This window comes from Bacillus cereus group sp. BfR-BA-01309, assembly GCF_022664315.1.
In the GTDB taxonomy this organism is placed as follows: domain Bacteria; phylum Bacillota; class Bacilli; order Bacillales; family Bacillaceae_G; genus Bacillus_A; species Bacillus_A mobilis.
Map to the genome: position 1 here is coordinate 390,336 of NZ_JAKUHE010000001.1, position 15,667 is coordinate 406,002.

The following is a 15,667-nucleotide window of genomic DNA, read 5'->3' on the forward strand; positions in this document are numbered from 1 at the left end:
TTTCAATGTGCAAAGTATCATTAATTGTTGCATCATTGTGACGTTCCTAACCATTATTTTTTCGTCTTACGGAATAATTCAATTGTTTTATAGCCTTGTGAAAGGATTTCAATCATTTTCTCAAGACGTTTATCGCGTGTTTTTTCTTGTTTTACAGAAAATAAATTACGTGCCCAATCCTTTTGATATCCAGGTGTTAAACTTTGATAAAATTTAAGTTCAATTGGATGATTAGCCAATAGGGCTTCTACATCTTTAATACGATCTGCATAATCGGCAACACATTGACTCCTAGCAGGCGTTTTCTTCTCTTTTTTCTTTTCACGCTTTAAACCTACAACAGTAAAGACGTCGTCCATACTCACCATTCGTGCAAATTTAATATCACTCTGTCCTACATACCCATCTTCGCCAACGCTTAATGCAGGAAACATCTCATCACGGTGAATAAACGTACTGTAACGAGAATTCCCTTTTTTCGGATACGCGAAGAATATGTAGCCTTTTTCAATTAGTAATTCTTCATTACTAATAATATAATTCGTTTGTTTCACCATTTCATCAAGTGTTTCTACAAAAACAAAAATGGCATCGTGTTCTTTTGAAAATGCAGTTTCTTTCTCTGTAAAAATGTTATAATCATTAGGTTCATTAATTACGACCATATTTGTATACTTATTAAGTTTCAATTTATCAATAATTGACATAAAAATCTTCCTTTACATTCAAAATTCATTGTTCATACTGTTCTAGTGTATTATATCTATTAAGAAAATCAAACTTTAATAGTAGTTTTAAATTAAAGTTAATAAAATAGCCGATTCTGTATAAGAACCGGCTAGCTATTCGTTACATCATAACTCAATAGCAAATAAAGTATATAAAAGCTCTCTATATTGATCTTCTGTAATTTCACGTTTCACTTTTTCACCATGAATGATTTCAGTTAAACTTGTATTTGTTAAAGAGATATGTCCAGAGTCCGTTAATTTGACTACGATTGGGCCATTATTAAATATAGATTTCTCATCTTCTATTACTCTTTTTTGAACATCATTCACTACTGTCTCATCAATGATACGATTATAAAAAGCATGACAAACTTTCCACTCTCCGTTCGTATCTTTTCTTTCTAGAACGTAATTTCCTTTACTCGTGTCTCGTTTTTTTACTCGATACGTACCGTTTTTAGAGGAAACAGACTCACCACTAAATGGCACTGGGACTATAGGTACTAAAGAAGCAATACCTACATCAATTAAGTATCGTCCGTTATTATGATTTAAAATAATTGTTATATGCCCATCCTCAAGTGCCCATGCGTGTATATCATTTTTATATACAGTACCAAGTGCAAGCTGTACATCATAACCACAATCTTGTAAAAAGTAGTAAAAAAGAGTATTTAATTCATAACAAAGTCCGCCACGGGATGTAGTTAAAATTTTATTCTGTAAATTTTCCATAGTAATTGTATTCGCATTACGTGCTATAACATCTAAATTCTCAAATGGTATAGTGTGTGCAAATGCAAAGAGAATTGTGTTTAATTCTTCAAAGTTCACTTCAGTACGGTTTGCAAGATTCAATCTTGTAAAAAGCTTATGTTGTAGACTTGTCATAGTCAGCACCCCTTAACATGTATAAGTTAAAATAGTATATGCTGATTGTATATTTGATGGGGTACTGAAACAATGTACATTTCGTTTAACTGTACCGGTACAAAAAGTCTCGCTCACAATATTACATAAGAACAGAAACTACAAATACAAATTTAATAGTTTATCTAAAGGTAAATTATTATGATCGCTTAAATCAACAAAATATTGAAGTTGCCACAATTGGCTCTTTTTCGCTTGATTGCTAACAGGAGTATCCCAAAGCGGATAAATTCTCATAGCCATCTTTCCTTTTTGACTTTGCGTTTTCAATATTTTTTCTTTAAGAAGAATTTCTTTAGGGAAAATAAATTGTCCTAGTTTATTATCATCAATACAAGTGATAACTAATAAGTCAGGAGCAGCGTCATACGTGAACGCTTGATTTTTCAAATTGTCATCTTTCTCCCAAAAAGAAACAAATTGCCCGATTTTATTAGGCGTAATTTTTGATACTCTAAAACGGATAGTTTTGTTATTTAAGTGAAATAAACAACCCGCATATTCTGCGTTTTGCTGTTCTTCTTTTAGATTCGTGATTATTAATTTGTTAGGTTTGTAAATTATAGTGTTTAAATTTCGGATTACATCATTAAATTTATTCAAGAAAATTCCCCCTTTATTCACCTCTTAGTTTATCACAAACATCAGTTCTTATATGATGTAAATAATAAGCGACGTGAAAAAGAAAGAGATTTTACTGGGGCATTATTAAAGCTTCAATGTACTTAGTTTTTCAATTGCTTGTTGTTCAGTTGCCAAGAAAAAAATGTCTTTTCCTTTATTACATTCATAAATAAAATCCTTTAAGCTGTTACTAGTATACATAGAGAAATCCCCAACAATAGCAAACTTTACCTTGTAGTTTATAAACTTTTGAAGAATATCGCCCGCAAGACGTGTCTTTAGATCAAAGAAGTCTTCGCTTATTAAAGATTTTGGGATAATAATATATTTCGCATCTACCTCATATTGAACTGTTGCCATAGTATCTAATGCAGACTGAACATCCGATATTAATACCTTATCGTTTCTAATGACCGCAATATTGATTCCATCGACTACTACTTTCTTTATCTTCATAGTCCCACCCCTATATAATTTACACAGTATGAGTAAAATCGTTTTACAAAACTTCGTATTAATCATAGATTAAATTAGCCGCAGCTATTAAAATCGCCTCTATTTTTTATTGTAAATATATACTTTTTATTATTAATACGGTCAATGAAATTAATGATAGTTTCTCTTTTGTATATTTTTGAATATATATATGAAATTGCTTTTACTTGTTATAAAAATATTGTGGAGTAACATAACTTAACAAACTATCCAAAGTGTTAATCTCGGCATATGGTTGTATTTGGGTAGTATTCTTGATTTTCTGAGGGTTAAACCACACACCTTTTATATTTGCATTTTGAGGACCAGCAATATCCTTTTCTAAGTCATCCCCAACAAATAAGGTATTTTCCGGCTGTGCATTTAGCTTACTTAATGCTAGTTCGAATATACGTTTATCAGGTTTACTCAATCCCACTTCTTCCGAAATAATGATTGTATCAAAGTAATTGTTTAAATTCGTATTAATTATTTTAGCCTTTTGCCTCTGAGTTGAGCCATTTGTTATTATTCCCACTTTAAAGTGTTTCTTTATATGATTTAAGAAATGAATAGTATTTTGGTCAATTGAAAAACATTTAGGGAAATTTTCATTCCAAAAATCTTGGATATAATTGCGCGGCAATCTATATTTCGGCGCGAATTCATCAAATAATGATTCTATAACTATCGTTTTATCACTAATGCCATATTCCCTTTTATCGTACTCTTTAAATTTCTGTAACATATTGTTTTTGACTGTATCACTAACATCCTCATAACACTTTTCTAAAACTAATAAAAACAAGTTATCTACTGCTTTATCCCTATCAAGTAACGTATCATCTAAATCAAACAGCATCGCTTTATAACCCATCAAATAATTTCACAACCTTTCTCACATAATTTAAATAATCCTTAGTTCGCACCTTAGGCCTTTACTAAATTAGCAAAAAAACTCCAAAGTTTGTGGCGTACGCTCTAGAATTTCGCTAGCTTCTTTTATATTTAAATTCATCTCCCTTTCTCCCTTCTATTAAAGTTCCGAAAATATATTTTCAAAAAGTTTAAAAAACTACATACATTTTACATTATTATACATTAGTTTTTCGTAAATATTAATCGTTCAGTTTTCTATATGATAAGTTTTTTTATGCACACAAATATTTCTCCATAAAAAGGGAATATCGGTAATAATACTTTTTTACGGAGAATACACAATCTTGAAAAATGGAGTTAATATGTTAAACGTCTTATGAAGTTTCCTACTGTATCTTCACATAAACTACAGATAGTACGGCTATAATGACTACCAGAGGTGATATTATGAAAAACTATCATATCCTCGTGGTTGAGGACGATCAAGAAATTCAGGAATTAATTAAACAATTTTTAATGACACAACAGTATACAGTGGTAGTTGCTTCAGATGGACTAGAGGGTATGACACAATTTAATAAGCAATACTTTGATTTAGTTCTTCTAGATGTAATGATGCCCAATCTTAATGGATTTGAAGTTGCTAAAATGATTCGAAGTCAGTCAAACATACCAATTATTATGCTAACTGCGTTAGAAGAAGAGGAAGATCAAATGAAAGGGTTCGATCTTGGGATTGATGATTATATAACAAAACCCTTTTCGTTTCATGTTTTGATTAGACGAGTCGAAGCTGTACTTAGAAGAAGTTATGATAAAAATATAAATAATCATTTGGTATTTAAAGAAGTGTGCATTGATGTTGATGCATATCGAGTATATGTAAATGATGTTGAAATTTTGTTAACGACAAAAGAGTTCGAAATTCTACAACTACTATTTCAAAATGAGAGAAAAGTACTGACAAGGGAAAATATCGTAGAAAAAGTTTGGGGATACGATTATTTTGGGGAAACACGAATAATAGATACACATATTAAAAACCTACGTAAAAAACTAGCTATCCCCTACATTAAAACAATAAAGGGTATTGGTTATAAAGTTGATGAATAAAATTTTAAAAGTCATGAAGATGAAGCAAATTACTTATAAACTCTTTATGACTACATCTCTCATTTTGTTATCCTTTGCAGTGTTGATTTATTTAACTTTATATTTCTTTCTCCCTACGTTTTATGAGCAATACAAAACAGATCAACTTCAAACAGGGATAAAAGAAATAATTGATAAGTCCAAAGATCTTACGTTTCAAGATGCGATACCACTTTTTGATGAATACGCAAAAAAAAATAACGCGATGCTTTCGCTTCAAAATAAAGAAGGAGTTATTATTTACTCGCCTTCATTTTCTTTTATTCAAAGTGGTACACAAACAACAGTAGTTACTAAAGCCACACGATTTGAGAATGCAGGTACCATTAGCAATTCATATAATGTTACGGAACCAATCCAATTCCAAGATGGTAGTTTAATGCTTGTAGTGTTCGCAACATTTCAACCGATAGATGAAGCTTCGCAAGTATTAGTACGTTTTCTCCCCTATATTAGTATCATTGTACTCGTAATTGGTATAGGGAGTGCTTATTTCTATTCCAGGTTTATTACAAAGCCACTTATTTATATTAATGAGGGTGCACAAAAGATGGCAAATTTAGATTTCTCCGAAAAAATTGAGGTTCGCTCTACAGATGAGTTAGGAGAATTATCTAATAGTTTGAATGACATGTCTATTAACTTACAACAAGCTATGTTTGATTTTAAAAAAGTAAATGAACAATTAAAAAATGATATTGAAAAAGAAAGAGAAATAGAAACTAAACGCAGAGAGTTTTTTGCGATTGTGGCACATGAATTAAAGTCCCCTCTTACTGTAATGAAAGGATACTTAGAAGGGATGATATACAATATTGGGCCTTATCAAAATCGTGATCAATATTTAAAGAAAAATCATCAAATTATTGAAAGTATGGAACAATTAGTTCGTGAAATTTTAAGTATGTCAAAGTTAGAACAACACACTTTTAAACTAAAAATAGAAGAGGTTAATTTTTTAAAGTTAATAGGTACAATCACAAAAGATCTCGAATTTTTCGCTTCTCAAAAAAGCATCCAAATAATAAAAGAAATTGACTCTGACTTTTCTGTTTATACAGATCGTGTTCTTTTTGAAAAAGCATGTAAAAATATTATCCATAATGCAGTTATGTATTCACCACATAATGAAAAAGTCTATATAAAGTTAAATAAGGATTCTAAACATGGTCAAATCAAAATGCAAATTATAAATACAGGTGTCAATATTAAAGATGAAGATATACAACAAATTTTCAAACCATTTTATCGAATTGAAAAATCTAGGAATCGAAATACTGGAGGAAGTGGTTTGGGGCTATATATTGTTAAACAAATTCTTGAAACGCTAAATATAAAGTATTCTATAAAAAATATGGAACACAGTGTGCAATTTTGCATGAACATTCCTTTATCTAAACAATAAACAAACAAACTCCCCTCTTAGTAGGACGAGTTTGTTTGTTTTTGTAGTAAGTATAATCTTATTAGGAATCAATAAGTGGACTTTTCGTTTTTTTAAGATCTTTATTTCTACCATCCAATCTTAAAATAAAATCAGTAGTTGTTATTACTTATTCTATCCGAAACGAGGTTGTTATATATGGGCTATCCAATTGAAATTCCCGTTACAAGAAAAACTCAATCTAAATCCATATTAAATCAAGTGGAGTTCAAAAAATGGAGTTTGCGATGCTTAAAAACAAAGTTAATAGATATGTTAAAAAATTTAATCATAAATGGAACAAATGTGTTACTTAGATTGTCTATTACGTATAAAAAAGGTGTTCTTGATAGTCCTCTCATTTTGTAATATAAGAAATACAAGAGGAGTGCTATCCAGTGCATTTGTTAATTGTATAGGTATACAAAATCCATATATTCTTGAAAGAGGTTGAAAATGTATGATAGTTTCAAAGAAGTTTTTTCACATTGCACATTATAAAAAGGTGCTACCTGTAGTATTACTTTCATGTGTAACGCTTATAGGCTGTTCCAATAGTAATATTCAATCCGAACCACCGAAACAAGCCAAACAAGAAAATACAAGTAGGCATTCTTTTGTAAAGCTTGAAAAAGAATATGATGCTAAACTCGGTATTTATGCATTGGACACAGGTACGAATCAAACTGTTACTTATCGTTCAGATGAACGCTTTGCATACGCATCTACCCACAAAGCCCTTGCTGTTGGAGCACTGTTACAAAAGAAATCAATAGAAGATTTAGATCAAAAAATTAAGTATACCAGCAAAGATCTTGTGAATTACAATCCAATTACAGAAAAATATGTAGATACAGGTATGACTCTGAAGGAGCTTGCAGATGCTTCCATTCGATATAGTGATAATACTGCACAAAATCTTATTCTTAAACAATTAGGTGGGCCAAGTGAATTCAAAAAATTACTAAGAGAAATAGGAGATTCCGTTACAAATCCTGAACGTTTTGAACCAGAATTAAATGAAGTGCAGCCAGGTGACACTCGTGATACTAGTACCCCAATGGCATTAGCTACTAGTCTTCAAACTTACGCGCTAAGTGATATCCTTCCAATTGAGAAACGGAACTTTTTAATAGATTTGATGAAAAGAAATACTACGGGGGACAACTTAATCCGTGCTGGAGTTCCAGAAGAATGGGAAGTAGCCGATAAGACTGGCTCTGGGTCTTATGGAACAAGGAATGATATCGCAATTATTTGGCCACCAAATAAAAAGCCAATTGTTCTTGCGGTACTTTCTAATCATGCTAAAGAGGATGCGAAATATGAGGATAAACTTATTGCGGACGCAACTAAAATAGTGTTAGATTCTTTAAAAGTAAAGAATAAATCAAAGTAATGAGTTTAAGCCGTTCCTATTTTGCAGCACATATAGTTTGAAAGACTTCTACTTTATCTAAACACCAAGAAATGTAAGCGTGTTTTCAGGCAACGAAGGAGGCAATATCCTCCTTCTGATCTAATCAAATTCTCATCTTAATCCTATTGAAGATGCCACCACACCGGAATGGTCATTCACGTTCGAATCTCCTATTTAGAGTTAATATTTTATGTTTCCTCTCACCTTCAACCATTCTAATGCTCAATCATATTACGCTTATTTTTAGATTTTCCATTTGTAGCTATATTAATCGAGACATTTAAATCTAATTCTTTATTTTGAAGGGATATCCCCCCCTCTTTTTTGTGTTTTTTCCATAATTTATTATTCTGCCGATATAAAGAATGGGATAACTGATACGTGTCAATCCCTCTTTCGATTCCTTTTCGGTACGTTTTTTTAATTTCTTTTTCAACTTGGGCCTCTGCAATTTTTTTAATATCATTTACAGTCATAGAGTGTATTAATTGAAAAATATCAGCATCGAAATGGATGTTCATAAGCATGTGTAACTTTCCATTTTTCACAAAATATTTTGTATCTATCTTCGGGTTTTTCAATACTATATGTCCAATAATTTTCTGATTAAATTTTAAAAGTAATGGAGCTCGTTTCGTATTTTCATCCGTCCAGCGAATCCCAGTAATATCATGGCTGTTTAAATGATTTATATAGGATTTATCACTTATAAAACCATAACCATTAAATTTTAACATTGGAAATGATGTATGCCCTTTTTTCCAATATGCTTTAGTCGTAGCTAAGAAAGGAATACGAGTTGTCATCCCGGGTTCATAATAATTTCTTTGGAATTTATATAAAGGTAAAGGATCTATTATTGTATATTGCTTGGTTATCTCTTTTGGTAAATTAATGATTGTATATAATTGAGAAATATTTAAAATATTATTGTTCGCTAATATATTTTCTAAAGGTTCCTTAGTTCCAAATATCCACATAGTGTCTCGAAATTGAAAAAAACGAGAGAAAAAATCATTAAATTGATTTATGTCACCATGTTTTAAAAATCGCTCTGTTACAACAATTGTTTTGAGATGCTCCCATGAGATTTCTTGTTGAGCCCCCTTATAAAAATCAAATGCAGCCTCATCTAAAATGGGTCCTTTTCCCTTTCCAATATAGGCCTGGCTATAATTACGAGTAGTGCTCCCTTCTTGTTTAGCTATGTTAGAAAAATTAATAAATTGCGGACGAATGATATAATTATTATCTTTAAAATCGATACCTAGACTATTTATATACAAAACGTGATGCAACTCTCTTTGATCCCAACACCCTGTTAGAAATGTACACATCATAAAAAGAAATATAACTATTCTTTTATTTTTCTTCATCGGTACTCTCTCTTTTCCTTGTATTATCTTGAGTATGCAATTCTTTTGGTCTTTTTTTCATATACGTGAAAGGAATTCTAAATGTGGCTGCTAGCATACTTTTAAATACAGGGGGTGAATATGGTGTAAAGAATGGGACTCCAAAAGATCGTAAATTCACTACATGTATCGCCATCACAAGAACACAGAAGATAAATCCTACTATACCTAATAAAGAAGACACTACAAATACTGTATATCGCAATATACTTATTATCCCTGTTACCGACTGATTAGTTAAAGCAAATGTCGAAACAACCGAGATTGCTATTATAATGACCATAGATGCTGAAACAATTCCAGCACTAATGGCGGCTTGTCCAATAATCAATCCCCCTACCACAGATAATGTTTGACCAAATACTGCAGGAACACGCAATCCTGCTTGCCTCAAAACTTCAAATAGGGTCATCATTATTAGCCCTTCTAAAGGAGCAGGAAAAGGAATCCCTTCTCTTGATAAGCTTAATGTAGCTAACAACGTATAGGGAATCTGATCTGGATGATATGTAATTAATGCTATCCAAATTCCTGGAAGAAATATAGAAATTGCTATCCCAAAAAGACTTACAAGCCGTACAAAGCTACCGAATATATAGAAAAAATCTTGATCTTCAGATGTATTCACAAAAAAAGGAAATGTAACTGGAGCAATAGTGGCTGTCGGTGACCCTTCGACTAATAAAATAAAACGCCCATACAACAAACAATTCACAGCATAATCAGGACGTCCTGTATATTCAACTAAAGGAAATACACTAAATTGATTGTTTGTAATTAATTCTTCAATCTGTGCACTTGAAACAATCCCATCTATTTTAATTTGTCTTAATTTTAATCGAACTTGATTAATGATGTCTCGGGATGCAATATCTTTTAAATACAAGAGGGCTACTTTAGTTTGTGTTCTTTCTCCAATAATAAATTCTTCATAACTAAGAGAACTTGTTTTTAGCCTTTTTCTAATTAATCCTATATTTGTGTTTAACTCTTCAACAAATCCATCACGTCCACCACGAATGGTCATCTCTGTATTTGTTTGCTCAACTGATCTTGTAGGTATTTGGGCAATATCAACTATATACCCTTGTTTAGATTCTTCAAAAATAATGAGGAGGTTACCTTCAAATATAATCTTAGATATAGTTTCATTCGAATTTACTATATCTAATTTCTTTACTGATAACTGAGGAATTAATGTTGAAAGGTTAAATTCTTCTATAGAATTACTTAAAAGCTTTTTGCAAACTTGAGATGATGTGGCTTGTTTTAATTTTGTATTATCAATTAAGTTTTGACAATAAATAAACAATACTGACCTTATTTTTTCTTTTTTATCCAATTCACGCTTTATTACTTTTACATCGTTGCACCCTTCAAACCACTCTAGTATTATCTTCTTGTTTAATTCTACTCGTTTGTTCATCTACATTGTCTCCTTCAAACTCAGCAACCTTATATAAAATACATTCTCATACTCTTTCAAGAGCTTTTCTTAAATTTAACAACCCACACAAACACCATTAGTAATATAGAAAACAAAAATAGCCCTAATGCTGAAACTGGCAAAACAATTTGAGATACAAACCAATAGAAACTAGAGTCACTGATGGGTAGTATACTTATTACTAAAATACATGAAAGTATTGCAAACATAACCCCATTTCTTGTTTTCCGATTTGTAATTGATAACAAATCTGGAATGAGAAAAACAACAAGCGATAGACGAATAAAGATTCCTACAAGCCACTGATACACGGAGAGAAAGTCTAAATTTTCAATGTACCTACCTATTGACACAAGTCTCCATTCTTCAAATGCTGGATATCGTTGGTTTGCTGCTGCGAAAGGACCAAATTCTATAATAGCTGCCATAACTGGGCCTATTGTGATACCAATAATAACAATACCTAAAGCAATCAATTGATATAATTTTACTTTTGAACAAATATGATGTTGTAAAAAAAGAATAAAAATTAATTCTAGAAATCCTGCTGCAGGATAAACCATTCCCCTAAATATTGGATTCATTCCATTTTCCATCATTGGCTGAAGTAAAGAATAATCTTTATGTGGAACATTTGCAAACATTACAAAAAAACCAAGTAAAAATACAATTGGTAACAAAACACCTGTTGTAAGTGCAATAGATTGAATTCCTTTTGTAGCATTATAGAGACAAATCAAAGAAAAAAGTATTCCTAATACAAAGTGAGGTGTTTCTGGTAAATAAAAAGAGAAAAAGGTTAAGGTTTCTTTTAGTGCAACGACACCAATCGTTATTAAATAAAGTGCAACTATGAATATGATTGGATATACACTGAATTTCCCGAAATTATTTTTTAGCCACAAAAACAAATGTTCATTTTTTATGTTTTTATATATGATGAATATTATTGAAATCCAAAGCAAGTATAAAATGCTTACTAATATGATAGAAATCCATGAATCTCTACCTGATGTATCTAATAGCATAGGAATCATAATGACATGATTAATTATCCCAATACTACCAATGAGTATCATAGAAACTTGAAATAAAGTAATTGTTTGCTTAGTCATATTTACCACCATATTTAGTAATGAAGAAATATTACATAGTATAACTGATACATCACTTCTTTATTCCAAATGGTTAGCGCATAGAGACATGGACAATTAAACTTCTTTATTTATAAAATTTTTCACATTAGATATAAACTAGCACCTTCTATTCTGTACATAATTTCTTCAGGCAGATATACTATAAACACAATAGTTCTAGAAAGGTGATGATGTTATGTATGAACAACAAAATAATAGGGATAGAGACCAAAAAATGATGTTTTCTATGCAAGGAGTTCCCACAAATAAAGTGAACATGAATCAATTACCTAAATGGATTAGAATCTTTGGCTATTGTGCATTTGGTTGGGGGATTGTATTTAGTTTAATTATGTTAGTAGGTTTAATTCTTCAATAACTATGTAGATAAACAGTTAAACGGGACAATAATATAGGTAACTAATCATAACAAAAAGAACCTGTAGAATATCCTACAAGTTCTTTTTCAAATATTGTTAAAAAGGAAACAACAAACTATCTTCACATTCAATACAGGGAGACCATTTTGATTATGGCTTAATTTTATTATATATCAAATATAAGCTTTTGAAATGGTTGGTTTTTGAAAATTATATGAATTTAAAAACTAAGATATTCGTATTAGATTTGGTTTACGACCAACTTCTTCTTACTTAAATACACTGCACGATCGGATTTTTTTGCAACTTCCTGTGAATGCGTTACAACAATAATACATTTATTCTCTTTATGTGCAAGTTCTTGAAACAGTTCTATAATATCCATTGCCGTTTCTTCGTCGAGGTTTCCCGTCGGCTCATCTGCAATAAGTAAATCAACATTGCAAGATAATGCTCGAGCAATTGCTACACGTTGTTGTTGCCCGCCACTTAGTTGCAAGACGTTTCGTTTCGCTTCTACTTCTGTGAGTCCTACTTTCTCTAATAATTCTAATGCCCTTACTGTCTTATTTTTCACTTTGACACCTGTAATTTCCATTGCTGTTAGGACATTTTGAAGAGCAGTCATATAAGTAATCAAATTATAAGATTGGAAAATTACAGATACATTTTGATTACGATATCGATCCAAACCAATTTTTCGAATATCTTTTCCATTATACAGTACATAACCATTTTTAGGGATATCCAATCCACAACCTAAGCTTAGAGTTGTAGTTTTACCAGATCCAGATGGTCCTAAAATCGTGTAGAAATGCCCTTTTTGAAAAGAAAAGTTAACATTGTCTAGTATCGCTACATTTTTTCCATTACTTTCATAATAATAATCCAAATTTTTAAATTGTAAAATCGTTTCCATGTTAAGCCTCCTTATTCATCTTTTAAAAGAATTTGTTTTGGGTTTAAACGCAGAATAGATAATGCCGGAAGAAGCGTTGCTATTATAGCAATAGCTAGTCCAATCCCTCCCATTTTCCCTACATCTTCTCCTGTTACACTTACATCAATTTTATCAATTGGATCTTCTTTTTGATTTTGTAGCGTGCCACCAGGTCCAGACATCATTACAGTGCTATTATTTCGCATGGTGTCCGTTTCTTCGCTTGTTGTAGCAATTTCATTCGAAAGTAAATTATCCCCGATATATTGAGAAACTTTAGCTCCTGTTGTTATGGATAATCCAAATGCTAAAATAGCGACACACACTACTTCTACTACGAACTGCGCCATCAGCTTCCACTTTTTCTCTCCAATAGACAATAGAATTCCCATTTCTTTACGACGTCCTTTAATTGATAGCATAATGATTAACCCTAATATAATCGCACCTGCAATCGATACAATATAAATAATCATTTGAGAAGTCGAAGAGATATTTTCGATAGGACCAATCATTTGTTTGTACAATGAATCATGCGCATCTAATTTATAATAATTAAAATCAATATTAGATTTTTTTGCTTCTTTTTTAAATGCATCAATATATTGTGGATCATTCAAGAAATACACGACTTGAACACTACTTATACCTTGGTCTACTTCTAATTTTTTCATAGTTGAATGTGGCATATATAGTTTATTAGCTGGATCCATAATAGGAGGAGCCTGTTGACCCATTGCTTGTTCATTCGTTTCGTAAATACCTATAATTTCAATCTCGAGGGTTTCCTTCTTATCCCCTGATTGTACTTTTACTTTGTCTCCTACTTTCAAATTGTTTAATTCCGCTAATCGTTTTTCCATTAAAGCTACATTCTGATCTTTCATCTGTTCTGTAATTGGTTTTCCATCAATGATTTTACTTTTTCCGTTTTTAAAGCTTTCTTGTAATGCAGTCTTGCGGACTCCCTCAATCATAAAAGAAGCATTCATATCTATTTCTGTACCAGAGCTTGAACCGCCTCGCACAGCCGCCATTCCCACTTTACCTTTTCCTTCTTCTCCTTCTGAAGCTCCTACTAGTTTAAGTCCATCAGAAATACCGAAAGTGTTAGCTATGTAATTATAGTCTTTTACATACTTGGATTTCGCTAATTGATCTGTTTCTTTTGTATCGAGCTGCGGTGGCTTTGGCATTTCTCCAGTTTCCTGAGCTTTTTGACCTAATTTGTCGAAATCAAGACCTAAAGTAACATCTGCACCAAGTTTTTTTCTTGCAGCATCAGCTGCCTTTTTTGATGCATTTTGGATTGTGAATCCTGAAAGAACCAAATTTGTAACAATCAGAAATACTGCCATTAAAATTAATGATGTTCCTATCCTTTTTTTCAAACTGAGAATTGCGCGTTTCATAAAATTCATTTTTTCTTACCTCCTTGATAACTTGTATTCTATATATGTTATCTAGAGTCTATATGGAGCTAATCAGTAGTTTATCTATAGATATAAGGAGTTTATGTGTAGTTATTCATTGGCCTGGTCAAGAAAAACCGGAACACCAATCCAAAAACGTAATCGTTGTTGAATATTGATAAAGAGGCAGTCCTTAGAGTTAGGTTAAGGTTCATTGAATGAGAGAGCATACAAATCGATGCTTATTACGTAATTTCTATACACCAAATAAAAAGCACCCTATTTGAATGATTCTATGTTTGTTTGTTAAATATAAAAATCCATTTAAGAATATGGAGTTTTATTGAAGTTAGTCGGATTTTCTAATAATAATGTTTTGTTAAAAAGCCTAACTTATAATTTTATAAGTTAGGCTTTTATGCTATCCATAAGAAAAAGTTATAGAGACTCATAATATTTTATAATTTAACCTATTGTATTTAAACAAGTAAAATAAAAGTAACAAGTACCATACATTAAGGAGGTTTTTTGATAGTGACAGAAACTATAACATTTAGGATTGCAACGACAGATGATTTAGATGAAATTGTAAAAATGCTTGCTGATGATGTTTTAGGAAATAAAAGAGAGCGCTATGAAACACCACTCCCTGATAGTTATATAAGAGCATTTCATGCTATTGATTGTGATCCAAATAACGAGTTGATTGTAGCGTGTGATGGGACGGAGATTGTTGGTATTCAACAAATTACATTTACGCCTTACATTGTACGTCAAGGGGGTTGGAGAGCTACAATTGAAGGTGTACGGACAGCCTCATCAAAACGTGGTAAAGGTATAGGAAGTAAACTTATTAAATGGGCTATTCATCGTGCTAAATTACGGGGATGTCATTTAGTACAGTTAACAACAGATAAAGAACGACAAGAAGCTTTACAATTTTATAAGAAATTAGGTTTTAAAGATTCTCATGAAGGATTAAAACTCTTTCTCTAATGAATATAGCTATTTATATACCAAAAAGACGTATATTGTAAGGTAAATTAACTATAGGCTTCGAAAATTATGGTACCTATCACTGTATTAAATATACAAATTGACACATTGTCTTTCATATAAATTATGTCACTTCAAAAGGTGCACCTTTTGATACGAAAATAAGCAAGTTAATGTTCTCTTTTATGAATGAGAATATTAACTTGCTTTTTAGATTTTAGTAAAAATTATTTATAGTTTTATTTTATTGATAGCTTTATAATATAATATACAAATTCCTCACATGTTTTATAATTCAAGCATCTACT

Annotated in this window: 16 protein-coding genes; 6 read left to right on the forward strand and 10 right to left on the reverse strand. The window is 31.3% G+C overall.

Annotated features, from left to right (window positions below):
• Positions 1-53: 53 nt before the first annotated feature.
• From MR115_RS01965 to MR115_RS01985, 5 genes are all read right to left on the reverse strand, one after another.
• Positions 54-707 (reverse strand): YdeI/OmpD-associated family protein, encoded by a 654-nt coding sequence (locus MR115_RS01965; RefSeq protein ID WP_242239549.1) that lies wholly within the window; start codon positions 705-707, stop codon positions 54-56.
• Between the two features lie 147 nt (positions 708-854).
• Positions 855-1,622 carry an arylamine N-acetyltransferase family protein gene (locus tag MR115_RS01970; protein ID WP_242239551.1) on the reverse strand — a complete coding sequence of 256 codons (768 nt, stop codon included), beginning with the start codon at positions 1,620-1,622 and terminating at the stop codon, positions 855-857.
• 138 nt (positions 1,623-1,760) lie between these two features.
• On the reverse strand, positions 1,761-2,285 hold the full coding sequence (locus tag MR115_RS01975) for a MepB family protein (RefSeq protein WP_242239553.1): 525 nt from the start codon (positions 2,283-2,285) through the stop codon (positions 1,761-1,763).
• 84 nt (positions 2,286-2,369) lie between these two features.
• Positions 2,370-2,741 (reverse strand): DUF4180 domain-containing protein, encoded by a 372-nt coding sequence (locus MR115_RS01980; protein ID WP_242239555.1) that lies wholly within the window; start codon positions 2,739-2,741, stop codon positions 2,370-2,372.
• 202 nt (positions 2,742-2,943) lie between these two features.
• Positions 2,944-3,636 (reverse strand): HAD family hydrolase, encoded by a 693-nt coding sequence (locus MR115_RS01985; protein WP_242239987.1) that lies wholly within the window; start codon positions 3,634-3,636, stop codon positions 2,944-2,946.
• 449 nt (positions 3,637-4,085) lie between these two features.
• On the opposite strand from MR115_RS01985, the gene MR115_RS01990 reads away from it, so the two are divergent.
• From MR115_RS01990 to bla, 4 genes are all read left to right on the forward strand, one after another.
• A complete protein-coding gene (locus MR115_RS01990; RefSeq protein ID WP_097818001.1) occupies positions 4,086-4,751 on the forward strand; it encodes a response regulator transcription factor in 666 nt (221 codons plus the stop codon).
• Positions 4,744-6,195, forward strand: coding sequence for a sensor histidine kinase (locus MR115_RS01995; protein ID WP_242239557.1), 1,452 nt, complete (start codon positions 4,744-4,746; stop codon positions 6,193-6,195). The genes MR115_RS01990 and MR115_RS01995 overlap by 8 nt, the downstream gene beginning before the upstream one ends.
• Before the next feature lie 177 nt (positions 6,196-6,372).
• Positions 6,373-6,582 (forward strand): hypothetical protein, encoded by a 210-nt coding sequence (locus tag MR115_RS02000; RefSeq protein ID WP_242239559.1) that lies wholly within the window; start codon positions 6,373-6,375, stop codon positions 6,580-6,582.
• Positions 6,583-6,673: 91 nt separating this feature from the next.
• Positions 6,674-7,612 (forward strand): class A beta-lactamase, encoded by a 939-nt coding sequence (bla, locus tag MR115_RS02005; RefSeq protein ID WP_242239561.1) that lies wholly within the window; start codon positions 6,674-6,676, stop codon positions 7,610-7,612.
• Positions 7,613-7,848: 236 nt separating this feature from the next.
• Here the strand turns inward: bla and gerXC are convergent, their stop codons facing one another.
• The 3 genes from gerXC to gerXB are packed head-to-tail and all read right to left on the reverse strand — an operon-like array spanning position 7,849 to position 11,610.
• Positions 7,849-9,009 carry a spore germination protein GerXC gene (gene gerXC / locus MR115_RS02010; protein ID WP_242239563.1) on the reverse strand — a complete coding sequence of 387 codons (1,161 nt, stop codon included), beginning with the start codon at positions 9,007-9,009 and terminating at the stop codon, positions 7,849-7,851.
• Positions 8,996-10,474, reverse strand: a complete 1,479-nt coding sequence (gerXA, locus tag MR115_RS02015) for a spore germination protein GerXA (protein WP_242239564.1) — start codon at positions 10,472-10,474, stop codon at positions 8,996-8,998. The genes gerXC and gerXA overlap by 14 nt, the downstream gene beginning before the upstream one ends.
• Before the next feature lie 56 nt (positions 10,475-10,530).
• A complete protein-coding gene (gerXB, locus tag MR115_RS02020) occupies positions 10,531-11,610 on the reverse strand; it encodes a spore germination protein GerXB (RefSeq protein ID WP_120450291.1) in 1,080 nt (359 codons plus the stop codon).
• A 217-nt stretch (positions 11,611-11,827) separates the two neighbouring features.
• On the opposite strand from gerXB, the gene MR115_RS02025 reads away from it, so the two are divergent.
• Positions 11,828-12,010: a hypothetical protein gene (locus tag MR115_RS02025; RefSeq protein ID WP_242239566.1), complete on the forward strand. Its 183-nt coding sequence runs from the start codon at positions 11,828-11,830 to the stop codon at positions 12,008-12,010.
• A gap of 242 nt (positions 12,011-12,252) precedes the next feature.
• On the opposite strand, the gene MR115_RS02030 is transcribed toward MR115_RS02025, so the two are convergent.
• Together MR115_RS02030 and MR115_RS02035 are read right to left on the reverse strand one after the other, a co-directional pair.
• Positions 12,253-12,930 carry an ABC transporter ATP-binding protein gene (locus tag MR115_RS02030; protein ID WP_073515243.1) on the reverse strand — a complete coding sequence of 226 codons (678 nt, stop codon included), beginning with the start codon at positions 12,928-12,930 and terminating at the stop codon, positions 12,253-12,255.
• A gap of 11 nt (positions 12,931-12,941) precedes the next feature.
• On the reverse strand, positions 12,942-14,372 hold the full coding sequence (locus tag MR115_RS02035) for an ABC transporter permease (RefSeq protein ID WP_242239568.1): 1,431 nt from the start codon (positions 14,370-14,372) through the stop codon (positions 12,942-12,944).
• Positions 14,373-14,897: 525 nt separating this feature from the next.
• On the opposite strand from MR115_RS02035, the gene MR115_RS02040 reads away from it, so the two are divergent.
• Positions 14,898-15,359, forward strand: coding sequence for a GNAT family N-acetyltransferase (locus tag MR115_RS02040; RefSeq protein ID WP_132132341.1), 462 nt, complete (start codon positions 14,898-14,900; stop codon positions 15,357-15,359).
• Positions 15,360-15,667 lie beyond the last annotated feature (308 nt).